13 protein-coding genes are annotated in these 13,068 nt (G+C 66.0%); 9 read left to right on the top strand and 4 right to left on the bottom strand.

Annotation, left to right across the window (positions count from 1 at the left end; genetic code table 11):
• The first annotated feature begins 69 nt into the window (after window positions 1-69).
• Window positions 70-447, top strand: coding sequence for a PLDc N-terminal domain-containing protein (locus WMK75_RS08905; RefSeq protein ID WP_347267327.1), 378 nt, complete (start codon window positions 70-72; stop codon window positions 445-447).
• Window positions 448-535: 88 nt separating this feature from the next.
• Here the strand turns inward: WMK75_RS08905 and WMK75_RS08900 are convergent, their stop codons facing one another.
• From WMK75_RS08900 to WMK75_RS08885, 4 genes are all read right to left on the bottom strand, one after another.
• Window positions 536-2,014: a nucleobase:cation symporter-2 family protein gene (locus WMK75_RS08900; RefSeq protein ID WP_347267326.1), complete on the bottom strand. Its 1,479-nt coding sequence runs from the start codon at window positions 2,012-2,014 to the stop codon at window positions 536-538.
• A gap of 222 nt (window positions 2,015-2,236) precedes the next feature.
• Window positions 2,237-3,154 carry a polysaccharide deacetylase gene (locus WMK75_RS08895; protein WP_347267325.1) on the bottom strand — a complete coding sequence of 306 codons (918 nt, stop codon included), beginning with the start codon at window positions 3,152-3,154 and terminating at the stop codon, window positions 2,237-2,239.
• 55 nt (window positions 3,155-3,209) lie between these two features.
• On the bottom strand, window positions 3,210-4,790 hold the full coding sequence (locus WMK75_RS08890; protein ID WP_347267324.1) for an ABC transporter substrate-binding protein: 1,581 nt from the start codon (window positions 4,788-4,790) through the stop codon (window positions 3,210-3,212).
• A 51-nt stretch (window positions 4,791-4,841) separates the two neighbouring features.
• Complete coding sequence (locus WMK75_RS08885) at window positions 4,842-5,402, bottom strand: MarR family transcriptional regulator (RefSeq protein WP_347267323.1); 561 nt, start codon at window positions 5,400-5,402, stop codon at window positions 4,842-4,844.
• A 157-nt stretch (window positions 5,403-5,559) separates the two neighbouring features.
• Here WMK75_RS08885 and WMK75_RS08880 point away from each other — a divergent pair, with 157 nt between their 5' ends.
• From WMK75_RS08880 to WMK75_RS08845, 8 genes are all read left to right on the top strand, one after another.
• Window positions 5,560-6,261, top strand: a complete 702-nt coding sequence (locus WMK75_RS08880) for a creatininase family protein (RefSeq protein ID WP_347267322.1) — start codon at window positions 5,560-5,562, stop codon at window positions 6,259-6,261.
• A gap of 28 nt (window positions 6,262-6,289) precedes the next feature.
• Window positions 6,290-7,261, top strand: coding sequence for an ABC transporter permease (locus tag WMK75_RS08875; RefSeq protein ID WP_347267321.1), 972 nt, complete (start codon window positions 6,290-6,292; stop codon window positions 7,259-7,261).
• A 1-nt stretch (window position 7,262) separates the two neighbouring features.
• Window positions 7,263-8,159 carry an ABC transporter permease gene (locus WMK75_RS08870; RefSeq protein WP_347267320.1) on the top strand — a complete coding sequence of 299 codons (897 nt, stop codon included), beginning with the start codon at window positions 7,263-7,265 and terminating at the stop codon, window positions 8,157-8,159.
• The gene (locus tag WMK75_RS08865) at window positions 8,156-9,841 is read left to right on the top strand and encodes an ABC transporter ATP-binding protein (RefSeq protein ID WP_347267319.1); all 1,686 of its coding nucleotides are present in this window, start codon (window positions 8,156-8,158) and stop codon (window positions 9,839-9,841) included. The genes WMK75_RS08870 and WMK75_RS08865 overlap by 4 nt, the downstream gene beginning before the upstream one ends.
• A gap of 120 nt (window positions 9,842-9,961) precedes the next feature.
• Window positions 9,962-10,186: a glycine zipper 2TM domain-containing protein gene (locus WMK75_RS08860; protein ID WP_347267318.1), complete on the top strand. Its 225-nt coding sequence runs from the start codon at window positions 9,962-9,964 to the stop codon at window positions 10,184-10,186.
• 116 nt (window positions 10,187-10,302) lie between these two features.
• Window positions 10,303-11,394, top strand: coding sequence for an alpha/beta hydrolase (locus WMK75_RS08855; protein WP_347267317.1), 1,092 nt, complete (start codon window positions 10,303-10,305; stop codon window positions 11,392-11,394).
• A 130-nt stretch (window positions 11,395-11,524) separates the two neighbouring features.
• Window positions 11,525-11,749, top strand: coding sequence for a glycine zipper 2TM domain-containing protein (locus tag WMK75_RS08850; RefSeq protein WP_347267316.1), 225 nt, complete (start codon window positions 11,525-11,527; stop codon window positions 11,747-11,749).
• A gap of 222 nt (window positions 11,750-11,971) precedes the next feature.
• Entirely contained in the window at window positions 11,972-12,997 is a 1,026-nt protein-coding gene (locus WMK75_RS08845) for a DUF2278 family protein (RefSeq protein ID WP_347267315.1), read from the top strand.
• The last annotated feature ends 71 nt before the right edge of the window (window positions 12,998-13,068 follow it).

The following is a 13,068-nucleotide window of genomic DNA, read 5'->3' as shown; positions in this document are numbered from 1 at the left end:
GCCCGGGTCATTGTCGGCACATGATGGTGCGGAGCCGGCGCGGATGCAGGTTGTAGCAAGGAGTTGGATATGGTCATGAGCAGTGGCTTCTCGTTCTGGAACTTTCTGGTGGATGTCTTCGTCATCTTCCTGTTCATCATGTGGATATGGCTGCTGATCTCGGTCTTTGCCGATCTGTTCCGGCGCAAGGACATCGGGGGTGGCGCCAAGGTCATCTGGATCGTGTTGCTGGTGCTGCTGCCCTATCTGGGGGTGTTCGCCTATCTTCTGTCGCAGGGCTCGGGCATGGGCCGGCGCGATGTCGAGGCCGCCCGCGAGGCGCGCGACCATCTGCGCCATGTGGTCGGCTTCAGCGTCGCCGATGAGCTGGCCAAGCTCGAGGCGCTCAAGTCCGAGGGCAAGATCTCGGCCGAGGAATACACCAAGCTGCGCGCCCAGCTGGTCTGATCGCGGCAGAGCAAGAAAAGCGGCCCGCCCCTTGGGGGCGGGCCGTTTTCATTGCCGGCGCTGCGATCCGGCAGAGCCGGTTGCCGGTTCAGTGGCCGTCCGAGGCGATCAGCTTCAGCTCGTTGCCCTCGGCGTCGTAAAGCTTGCCGCCGCGGAAATGGTCGCCGTCCTGCATCAGGGCGATGTCCTTGTAGCGGATCGAGCGCTCGGTTCCCGCCGCGAACACCGACTGCTGGTCGGAATTGCCCACCGTGAAGTGGTTGAACAGGATGTTCAGCATGATCGCCATGATCGCCGACGAGCTGATGCCCGAATGAAAGATCGTCTCAACCCAGCCCGGGAACTGGTGATAGAAGGTCGGCAGCACGATCGGCAGCGTGCCGAAGCCGATCGAGGTCGCCACGATGATCAGGTTCATGTTGTTGGCGTATTCGACCTTGGCGAGGGTGCGGATGCCGCTTGCGGTCACGGTGCCGAACAGCACGATGCCGGCGCCGCCCAGAACCGGGGGAGGGATGGCTGCGACGACGCGGCCGATCACCGGAAACAGGCTGAGCGTCAGCAGGATCAGACCGCCGGTGGCCACGACATAGCGGCTTTTCACGCCGGTCACCGCCACCAGGCCCACGTTCTGGGCGAATGCGCTTTGCGTGAACGACCCCACCAGCGGCGCCAGCATGCTCGACAGCATGTCGGCGCGCAGCCCGTCGCCCAGACGGCGCGAATCCACCTTGGTATCGACGATCTCGGCCACGGCAAAGATGTCGGCCGAGGTCTCGACCAGGATCACCAGGACGACGATGGTCATCGAGACCGTCGCGGCCACGCTGAAGGTCGGCCAGCCGAAGTGAAAGATGCTGGGCAGGGCAAAGACCGCCCCGTTCGTGACCTGCGAGAAATTGGTCATGCCGGTCGCATAGGCGATGGCCGTGCCGATCACCAGCGCCAGCAGGATCGACAGCCGCGAGATCGTGGCATTGCCGATCTTGCTGAGCAGCAGCACGAAGGCCAGCGTCACCGCCGCCAGCGAGATATTGGCAACGCTGCCGAAATCCTCGGCCTTGGAATTGCCGCCCATGGCCCAGCGGCCGGCCACCGGCATCAGCGTCAGGCCGATGGTGGTGATCACGATGCCCGCCACCAGCGGCGGAAAGTAGCGCGTGATGCGCGAGACCAGCGGCGAGATCAGCAAGCCGATGAACGAGGCCGTGATCACCGCCCCCAGGATGGCCTGGATGCCGCCATTGCCCGAGATGGCGACCATCGTCGCCACGCCGGCAAAGGACACGCCCTGCACCAGCGGCAGCTGGCAGCCGAAAAAGGGAATGCCGATGGTCTGCAGGATCGTCGCCACACCCCCGGCAAACAGCGAGGCGGTGATCAGCAGGCCGATGTCGGCCGGGTTCATGCCCGCGGCCTGGCCCACGATCAGCGGCACCGCCACGATGCCGCCATACATGGTCAGGATGTGTTGCAGCCCGTAGACGATATTCGCCCCGATGCTCAGCATTTCATCTTCGGGCCTCGCGGCCACCTGCGGCGGATTGTCCGTAGAATTCAATGTCATCTCCCCTCCGATCGCCAAAAATCTGTCCTCCTCGACGAGTTGGCAGAACCTAATGGCAAAATCGTGGAAAGACTTTATCGAATTTCTTTAATCCAGTTATAAGAATTCGACAAAATGCAGCGGGCCCGGCAGCGCGGCGGCGCATGGCTGCATATCGCGATTGTCCTCGGGATTTCAAGGCCTGCCGCGATTCCGCCCATCGGGCAGGCCCTGGTGCCGTGCCTAGCCGCGCGCGGGCAGGCCGGCGGCGTCTGCGCAATGGCGGGCGATCTCGGCATGGGTGGCGACCCAGCAATCGCCCTTGTCCATGATCCGGCGCAGCAGCTCCTCGAGGATGAAGATGCGCGAGCGGTAGCCGGTCACATGCGGGTGCATGGTCAGCAAGAACAGCCCGCCCTCGGCATGGGCGCCTTCGAATTCGCGCAGGAAGATGTCCAGAACGGCGGTCGGCGGCGTATAGGGCCGCTGCCCGCCAAAGCGGTTCATCATGAAATAGGGCGCGTCGTCGCGGATCCATTCCACCGGCAGCTCGACAATGCCGGTCGGGCGGCCCTCGGTCACGATCTCATAGGGGTCGTCATCGGCAAACAGCGAGCTGTCATAGACCAGCCCCAGTTCCTCGGCGATGGAAAGCGTGGTCGGGCTGTAATCCCATGACGGCGTGCGCATGCCGACGGGGCGGGTGCCGGTGATGCGCTCCAGCGTGTCGGCGGCGCGCAGCATCAGTTCGCGTTCCTGCGCCGGGGGAACCTGCGTGTTTACCTCATGGATCCAGCCATGCAGGGCGACCTCGTGGCCGTCATCCACCAGCGAGCGCTGCTCATCGGGGTAAAGCGCGGCGGCGACGCCGGGGACAAAGAAGCTGGCCTTGGCGCCAAAGCGGTCCAGCACCTCGCGGATGCGCGGCAACCCGCGGCGGTTGCCGTATTGCCCCCAGGACAGCCGCCCGATCGAGCGGCCGCCGTCGCGGAGTTCGTTGGTTTCATGGTCGCTGTCGAAACTCAGCGCAACGGCGCAGCGCGCGCCGCCCGGCCAGCTTTTGGGTTTCAGCGAGCGGCCGGCGCGGACGAAATCGACCAGGCCGCGCCAGGTCGGCTCGTCCCAGTCATGGGGCGGGGTCTCGGGGGGGGCAAAGCCCATGGGTCTCTCCTTGCAAAGGGGGCGGCGCACCCTTGGGACGCGCCGCCCGAAGCGGTCATTTCACCGGGTGGATGTCCATGGCCAGCGTGTCCTCGTCGGCGCGCGGATCATAGGTCACCTTGTCGGCCTTCATCCCCCAGGCCGAGACGTTCACCGCCAGCGGCAGGTCGGGGCGGTCGGTGGCGACCAGCATGTTGGCCTGTTCCAAGAGCGCCTTGCGCTTGCCCTCGTCCATCTCGGCGGCGGCCTCCTCGATCAGCCTGTCCATCTCGGGGTTCGAGTAGCCGCGCACGTTGAAGGCGCCCAGCGATTTTTCCGGGTCGTTGCTGTGCATGAGCGAGGACAGCGTATAGTTCGCCTCGCCGGTCAGCGTGGCCCATGACGCCATGTAAAGCGAATATTCGCCGCGCGTCTTGGCCGGGTTGAAGACCGTCGCCGGCACCCCCTGCACATCGACGGTGACGTTGATCGCCGAGAGCATCTGCGCGATGGTCGGGCCAAGCTCGGTGGGCATGCGGTCATTGGCATAGGCGAGCGTCACCTTGAAGCCGTCGGGATAGCCCGCCTCGGCCATCAGGGCGAGGGCCTTGTCCTCATCAAAGACCGGGGCAGGGATGTCGGGGTTGTAGCCAAAGATATTCGGCGTCACCAATTGCGTCGCCACCTCGCCCATGCCTTCCAGCGCGAATTCGATGATGGTCTCGCGGTCCAGCGCCAGGTCGAAGGCCTCGCGCACGCGCGGATCAAGGAAGGGGTTCTTCGCCATCTTCTTGCCGGCATTGTCCCAGACCTGCGGCGTATCCTCGCGGAAGTCGAACTCCAGATAGGGGATGAAGACCGAGGGCGCCTTCACCACCTTCAGCGCGCTGTCCTGCTCGACCGTGGCCAGATCGGTCGCGGGGATCTTGGAAATCAGATCGACCTGACCGGCCTTCAGCTGCGCCACGCGGGCGGCGTCATTGGGGATCTCCTTGCGCGTCACCTTGTCCCAGGGCTGCGCGCCGCCCCAGTAATCCGCGTTCTTTTCCAGCACCAGATCCTGCGTCGGTGCCCAGCTGACGAATTTGTAAGGCCCGGTGCCGATGGCCGCCTTGCCCGAGTTGAAGCCCTCGGCAGAGGTTTCCTTGGTCGAGTAATCCGCCGCCGCCTGATGCGAGACGACGAACAGGCGCACGAAGTCGTTGGGCAGCGTCGGCGCCGGACCCTTGGTCTTGATGCGGATGGTATGGGGATCGACCACCTCGACGCCATCGACGCGGCGGACATAGATCGTGGTCGGGTTGGGGCCGGTCACATTCGGGATGCGCTCGATGGAAAACTTCACATCCTCGGCGGTGAAGTCGGAACCGTCGTGGAATTTCACCCCCTCGCGCAGCTTGAATTCCCAGGTGGTGTCGTCGATCGCCTTCCATTCGGTCGCGAGCGAGGGCTGCACCTGCAGGTTGTTGTCGGCGCGCAGCAGCGTGTCATAGATCTGCTTGGTAGCCTCGGCATTGGCCGAGGTGGCGGTGTAATGCGGGTCCATCGAGGCCGGACCGGATTTGGTGGCGATCACCAGATCCTCGGCCAGCGCGGACAGCGGCAGCGCCAGCGCGCTGGCCAGCAGCGCCGCCTTCAGCGTGGATTTCAGGTTCATGTCTCTCCTCCTTGGTTGAAATCGGGCCGCCCCCTCCCCGGGATGGCCGTGTCAGTCTGGCAGGTCCTCCAGCGCCTCGGGCCATGCGGCCGAGGCGGTGACCAGCTTGGTCAGGATGTCTGACAGGATCAGCCGCTCGGCCGGGCTGAGGCAGTCCAGCATCAGCCGTTCCTGCGCCAGCATCGCGCCCTTGACCGCCTCGACGGCGGCGCGGCCCTTGTCGGTCAGGCGCAGCATGACCCGGCGCTGGTCGGCGGGATCGGTCTCGCGCGCGATCATGCCAAGACGATGCACCTTGTTCACCGCGCGGCTGAGCGTGTTCTTGGGAAAGCCCGAGCTGCGCACGACATCGGTCTGCGCCATCTCGCCGCCCAGATACAGCGACCACAGCACCACGAAATCCGGGCGCAGCAGGTCGAGCCGGCTTTGGACATGGCCGTAAACCGGGTTGTTGAAGCGCAGCGTCAGATAGTTCAGCCGGAAGGACAGCCAGCAGGGATTGTCCCAGAGCCGGGCGCGCAGCGGGCTGTCATCGGCGAGCCACCGATCGAGGCTGCCGCGGTCCCTGCCGGCCCGCGCCTCGAGCAGCGCCTGATCTGTCGCGGCTTGCATCTGCTGTGCCTTTCATTCGGGCATCGGTTCCATCTGGAACGGTATGACAAAGAATTATCTTGCGTCAAATAATATTTTGGTCCCTTATGGAACGAACAACCAGCGATTCACCCAAGGGGAACCGCCGCGACGGCCCCAGCCCGAAAGGACAGCCGACATGCGCATTCAGGACATGAACTGGGGCCAGGTCGAGCAGCGCGTGACGCTGGACGACCGCTGCGTTCTGCCCATCGGCTCGGTCGAGCAGCACGCGCATCTGAGCCTCGCCACCGACATGATTCTGGCCGAGCGCATCGCGGTCGAGGCCGCCGAACCCTTGGGCGTACCGGTCTTTCCCTGTCTGCCCTATGGCATGGCCTCGGGCTTTGCGGCCTATCCGGGCACGGTCACGCTGCGGCTGCGCACCTATCTGGCGGTGATCGAGGATCTGCTGGACAGCCTTTACCGCGCCGGGTTCCGCCGCATCCTGATCGTGAACGGCCATGGCGGCAATGCGCCGGTGGCGCCGCTGATCGGCGAATGGCTGAACGATTACCGCGACAGTTCCGTGAAACTGCATGACTGGTGGCGCGCGCCCCGCACCATGGCCAAGGTCATGGAGATCGACCCGGCGGCCTCGCACGCCAGCTGGATGGAAAACTTCCCCTGGACACGGCTGGCCGATGCGCCGGTGCCGAATTTCGCCAAGCAGCGGATCGACTTCGCCGCCGTGGCCCGGGTCGATGCCTGGCGCAAGCGTGAGCGCATCGCCGAGGGCAATTACCACGGCGTGTTCCAGCGCCCCGACGCCGACATGCTGGCGATCTGGCAGGTCGGCGTCGAGGAGACCCGCCTTGAGATCGAACAGGGCTGGCACTGAACGCCTCAGCTGATCGGGGAGGACAGCCATGGCATCTTTCATCATCCACAGGTTTGCGCAGGCGCTGGTCGTGCTGCTGGTCATGTCGGTGCTGGTCTTTGCCGGCGTCTATGTGATCGGCAACCCGGTCGATGTGCTGATCTCGCCCGATGCGACGCAGGCCATCCGCCAGCAGGTGATCGAGCAATACGGCCTCGATTTGCCGATCTGGCAGCAATATCTGCAATTCCTGCAAAGGCTGCTGACCGGCAATCTGGGCAGTTCCTTTGTCTTCAACATGCCGGTCGGCACGCTGATCGCGCAGAAACTGCCCGCCACGCTGGAACTGACGCTGATCGCGGTGTTCTTCGCCTCCGCCGTGGGCATCCCCCTGGGCGTCTATGCCGGCTACCGGCCCGACAGCATCCCGGCGCGGGCGATCATGGCCTTGTCGATCCTTGGCTTTTCGGTGCCGACCTTCTGGATCGGGCTGATGCTGATCATGGTCTTTGCCGTGCAGCTGGGCATCCTGCCCGCTGGCGGCCGCGGCGCGACGCGCGATCTGTTCGGGGTGCCGTTTTCCTTCCTGACGCTGGACGGCTGGTCGCATCTGATCCTGCCGGCGCTGAATCTCTCGCTCTTCAAGATGTCGATGATGTGCCGCCTTGCTGCCGCCGGCACGCGCGAGATCATGCTGACCGACACGATCAAATTCGCCCGCGCCGCCGGGATTTCCGAGCGCACCATCCTGCGCCGCCATGTGCTGAAGCTGATCTCGATCCCGCTGGTCACGGTCTTTGGGCTTGAACTGGGCTCGACTCTGGCCTTCGCGCTGGTGACGGAAACCATCTTCAGCTGGCCCGGCCTTGGCAAGCTGATCGTCGATTCGATCACCTCGCTCGACCGGCCGGTGATGGTGGCCTATCTGATGCTGGTCTCGGCGCTGTTCGTGGTCATCAACCTGTGCGTGGATCTGGCCTATGCCTTCCTTGATCCCCGCCTGCGCCATGGGGGGCACTGAGATGACCACAACGCTTTCATCCGGGTCGGTGTCTCCCGCCGCGCAGTTCTGGCGCGAGTTCCGCCGCAGCAAGGTCGCCATGGTGGCGCTGGTGGTGCTGGTCACGATCCTGCTGGCCGCGATTTTCGCGCCGCTGATCACGCCGCAGGACCCTTACGATCTGAAATCGCTGGTGCTGCGCGACGCCCGCCGCCCGCCGGGCTATGTCGGGCGCGACGGGATGCTGCATCTTCTGGGCACCGACAGTCAGGGCCGCGATCTGCTCTCTGCGATCATCTACGGGCTCAGGATTTCCTTGCAGATGGGCCTGATGGCCGGGGCGATCGCCTTCGCCATCGGGGCCGTGGTCGGCTGTTCGGCGGCCTATGTCGGCGGACGCCTGGAAGCGCTGATCATGCGCATCGTCGATATCCAGCTGTCCTTTCCCGCGATCCTGCTGGCCTTTGTCGTCGCCGCGATCCTTGGACAGGGCAAGGAGCAGCTGATCCTCGCGCTGGTCTTTGCGCAATACGCCTATTTCGTGCGCACCGCCCACGGCGCCGCCGCCGCCGAGCGCCGCAAGGATTATGTGCAGGCCGCGCTCTCGGTCCCGATGAGCGGCTGGTTCGTCATCACCCGCCACATCCTGCCCAATGCCCTGCCGCCCCTGATCGTGGTGGCGACGGTGCAGGTGGCCTCGGCGATCTCGCTCGAGGCGACGCTCTCGTTCCTTGGCGTCGGCCTGCCCGCCACTGAGCCCTCGCTGGGCATGCTGATCGCCAACGGCTTTCAATACCTGATGTCCGGCCGCTACTGGATCGCGATCTATCCGGGGGTGGCGCTGATCATCCTGATCATGGCGATCAACCTTGTCGGCGATCAGGTCCGCGACCAGTTGAACCCGAGGCTGCGCAAATGACCGATCTGCTTGAGGTGCGCGACCTGCGCACATGGTTCCACACCGACCGCGGCATCGTGAAATCGGTGGATGGCATCTCATTTTCGCTGAAACGCGGCGAGGTCATGGGGCTGGTCGGCGAATCCGGCTCGGGCAAGTCGATCACCGGGTTTTCGCTGATCGGGCTGATCGACCGCCCCGGCCGGATCGAGGAAGGCAGCTCGATCCGCTTCGACGGGCGCGAGCTGGTCGGCATGGACGCGCCCGCCTTGCGCGAGATCCGGGGCAAGGACATCTCGATGGTGTTTCAGGACCCGATGATGACGCTCAATCCGGTGGTCAAGATCATCGACCAGATCGGCATGGCGATCCGCGCGCATGAGCCGGCCTCGGATGCCGAGGTCCGCCACCGCGCCATTGATGCACTCGCCCGCGTCCGCATCCTCGACCCCGAACACAAGGTCGACCAGTATCCGCATGAATTCTCGGGCGGGATGCGGCAGCGCGTGGCGATTGCCATTGCGCTTTTGCACCGGCCGCGGCTGGTCATCGCCGATGAGCCGACGACGGCGCTGGATGTCTCGGTTCAGGCCGAGATCCTCAAGGAGGTCAAGGCGCTGGTGGCCGAGATGGGCACCTCGCTGATCTGGATCAGCCATGATCTGGCCACCGTGGCCTCGATCGCGGACCAGATCACGGTGATGCGCCAGGGTCGCATCGTCGAGGCCGGCCCGGCGCGCGCGGTCCTGGCCGCGCCGCAGCATCCCTATACGCAGGCGCTGCTGGATGCGCTGCCGTCGCGCTCAAAGCCGGGGGAACTGCTGGCTTCGGGCGCCACCGAAGCGGCGGGGGCGCTGGAGCTTGCCGAGCTGGGCGGGGCGTCACTGGGTGCGCCCGCCGATCCCGGTTTCGTCACCGCAAGCCACGTCGACAAATGGTTCTTGCCGCGCATCGGCAGGCTGCGCAGGCTGGCGATCCGGGCCGGGCTGGCGCGGGAACCCGCGCAGGTCCATGCGGTGAAATCGGCCTCGCTGACCATTGCGCGGGGCGAGATCCTGGGGCTGGTCGGCGAATCCGGTTCCGGCAAATCGACGCTGGGGCGGATCCTGTGCGGCATCACCCCCCCTTCGGGCGGCGAGGTCCGGGTTGCCGGCCAGCCGGTGATGGAGGGCGCGCGCAAGCTGGGCACCCGCGTGCAGATGATCTTTCAGGATCCCTTCGCCTCGCTCGACCCGCGCCGCACGATCTTTCAGTCGGTGGCCGAGGGGCCCATCGCGCATGGGCTGTGCACCCGCACCGAGGCCCGCGCCTATGTCGAGCGCTGGCTGCGCGCCGTGGCTTTCGATCCGGCGCTGGCGAACCGCTATCCGCACCAGTTCTCGGGCGGGCAGCGCCAGCGCATCGCCATTGCGCGCGCGCTGGCCATGCAGCCCGAGGTCATCGTCTGCGACGAGCCGGTGGCCTCGCTGGATGTCTCGATCCAGGCGCAGGTCATCAACCTGCTGATGGAGCTGCGCCGGCAACTGAACCTGACGCTTCTGTTCATCAGCCACGACCTGTCGGTGGTTCATCACCTCTGCGACCGGGTGGTGGTCATGCGCCACGGCGAGATCGTCGAAGAGGGCCCGGCGGCGCAGATCTTTGCCGCCCCGCGCCAGCCCTATACCCGCATGCTGCTGGAGGCGATCCCGCGGCTGGGCTGAGGTTGCCGGGATTTTGACCCGGCCGCCGCCGGGATTCGTTGACAAGAGGCCCCCGCTGCGGCACTTGGCAAGTGAGCGCGGCCTTGCCGCGATCACCGCAAAGAGGCAGGAGCAAAAACCATGATCAAAACGGCCATCATCAGCCTTGGCGTCCTTGTGGCGCTGGCCGGCTGCAACCCGACCCCGCAACAGCAGGCCGCCATGCGCTGCGGCGCCGGAACCGCCGGCGGCGCCGCGGTCGGTGCCGGGCTGGGCAGCCTCGTCGGCGGCGGCTCGGGCCGCACCATCGCCACCGCGGCCGGCGGTGTCGGCGGCGCGGTCGTCGGCCACAACATGGCCTGCTGACCGCAACCGGGGTCCGGCAATTTCTGCCCCGGCCGGGTGTCGGGGCAGGCTGGCGCCGCCTGTCCCTTGGGCGGGCGGCCCGCCGGCATGACCCCGATTGCGGGTGGAATCGTTCCATGATCAGGAAAAGCCTTCTCATTCTGGCAATTTGCGCGGCCGCGGCGGGTTGCTCGGACCGCATGCCGGCCAGCGTGCTGGCCCCGACCAACGCCGCCCCGCAGGCCGGGGCGCGGATCGTGCAGGTCCATGCCGTGACCACGCGCCAACGTCAGCCGGGCCAGCCCTATGCCTTTGGCGCCGGCCGCGCGCCCGAGCTGACTTTCGCCAGCTTCGACATCTCGATCCCGCCCACGCATCGCAGTGGCGAAATCGAATGGGCCGAGGGCGAACCCGATCCCGCGAAGGATTTCATCACCCTGCGCCAGGAGGTGCTGCCGCGCCAGACCTTCAAGAAGGAGGTCGAGGCCAAGAACGTGGGCATCTTCATCCACGGCTTCAACCAGAGCTTTCAGGAGGCGCTGTTCCGCACCGCGCAGATGGGCGCGGATTCCTCGCTTGGCGCGCAGCCGATCCTGTTTTCCTGGTCCTCCGAGGGCCATCTCTCGTCCTATCTGGCCGACCGGGATGCGGCGGATTTCGCCCGCGACGGTCTGGTGGACACGCTGACGCTGCTGGCCCGCTCGCGGCCGGCCGGCGGAAGGGTGCGGGTGCTGGCACACAGCATGGGCGCGCGTCTGACGATGGAGGCGCTGCGGCAGTTGCGCCTGGAAGGCAGGGGGGACGTGCTGGACCGGCTCGAGGTCATCCTGGCCGCGCCCGACATCGACGTGGACGTGTTCCGCCGCCAGGCCAATGTCATCGGCCCAATGCGCGAGCCGATGACGGTTCTGGTCGCTACGGATGACAAGGCGCTGGCGCTTTCGTCCAAGCTCTCGGCGCGGCGCCAGAGGGTTGGCGCGATCGACCTGAACAACCCAAGGGTGCAAAAGGCGGTTCAGGAATCCGGCATGCGGGTGATCGACATTTCCTCGATCCAGCCTGACAGCATCGCGCACAGCCGCTTTGTCGGCCTGATCGCGCTTTACCCGCGGCTCGACCAGCCCAGCTATGCCAACAATCCGGTGACCGGTGTCAGGCGCGCCGGGGGCTTTGTCTTCGATGCGGTCGGAGTGACCTTCGACAGTATCGGCACCATCCTTGCCGATTAGGCCGGCGGCGGGCCGGGTTCCGGCCCGCCGGCGCCCGGCCGACAAGAAATCGTGAACGAACTGACAACGGTCATGCCGGTCGTGCACCAAGCATGGGTATGAAAGCAGCAGACAGGCAGGAGCCGAAATCATGATCAAAACCGCCATCATCGGCCTGGGTGCCATCCTGGCGCTGGCCGCGTGCAACCCGACCCCGCAGCAGCAGGCCGCCATCCAGTGCGGTGCCGCGACCGCTGGCGGCGCGGCCATCGGTGCCGGTGTGGGCAGCAATATCGGCGGCGGCTCGGGCCGCACCATTGCCACGGCCGCCGGGACGGTGGGCGGCGCTGCCGCCGGCAGCCAGCTGGGCTGCTGATCGCGCCCTGACCGGTGCAAGACAGAACCGACAGGCGACCGCGGCCATGCCGCGGTCGCCTTTTCAATGCGCGGCCCCCGCCGGCACGGGCTTGACCCCGGCCCGGTCCCGAAAACATAATCGGGCCGGGTCCTTGGCCAGGCCGGGACCCGACACCGGCCGCGGACCGGCATTTGTTGCCGCCCGCCGATTTCATGCAGCAAGCGTTTTTGGAGTTTCGCCATGCCTCTCCAGAACTATTCCGTGCTCAAGGGTCGCCCGATCAACAACCGCCTGGCCACCGGGGCAAGCCCGCATTACCAGGTCCTCGTCTCGCAGAACGGGACGCTGCACCGTATCGCCATCAACGTGCGCTCGCAGGACGGCAGCGAGGTCGAGTTCCTCGTGCGTTCGCGCTTTCAGCATCCGATCACCGAACAGCTGCAGGACCTGCCCGAGGGGCTGCATGTCGTGCCCAGCCGGCCCGGCGGCCTGGCGCTGGACTTCATCCGCGGCAATCTGATGCAGCCATGGGAGCTGAAGCCGCTGCCGATCTCGGCCGCCGGACCCGACAACGACCTGAACGAGAAGATCGACGCCTATGTCCAGCGCGCCATGGCCGACGAGGATGCCTGGATCTATGCCTTCGGCGAGACCTGGGGCCCCGAAGAGGACAAGGCGGACAAGTATTTCGGCTTCCGGCCCGGCCGCGGCATCCACGACATCCACATGAACCAGGGCAACCCGCCGGGCAAGTTCGCCAAGGACAACGGACCCTATCAGGACGGCGGGCTGATCTTCCAGTTCCCGGCCCAGAGGCAATGGGTCGGGGTGTTCCTGAAGTTCCAGACCCAAGCCTGGCATTCCGACGACACCGAGGCCAATCCCGGGGTGGCGGGCGATGCGCCGGTGGATGGCGATGCCATCCCGCCCTTCGACACGCCCGACGGGCTGGTGCGCATCATCGCGGCGCTGGTCAACGACACCGCCAGCCCGGAACGCGAATGGGTGACGCTGCTCAACACCTCGGATGTGGCGATCGACCTGACCGGCTGGACGATCCGCGACCGGCTGAAGAACGCCATGCCGCTGTCGGGCAGGCTGCCGCCGGGCGAGACCCTGCGCTGCCGCGTCACCGCGCCGGTGGCGCTGTCCAATCGTGGCGGCATCATCAGCCTGCTGGATCAGCGCGGCATCAAGGTCCACGGCGTCGCCTATACGCGCGAGCAGGTGCGCCAGCCCGGCCGCACCGTGCCCTTCCAAGGCTGATCGGCGCCTGAAACCCGCCCCTGGATCCGGCTCACGGATTAACATTATCTTTGCCATGATGGTCATGATGG

Origin of the sequence: Paracoccus sp. (in: a-proteobacteria), assembly GCF_039808215.1 — a bacterium.
Classification (GTDB): Bacteria; Pseudomonadota; Alphaproteobacteria; order Rhodobacterales; family Rhodobacteraceae; genus Paracoccus.
This window is presented reverse-complemented; position numbering and strand designations above follow the sequence as displayed.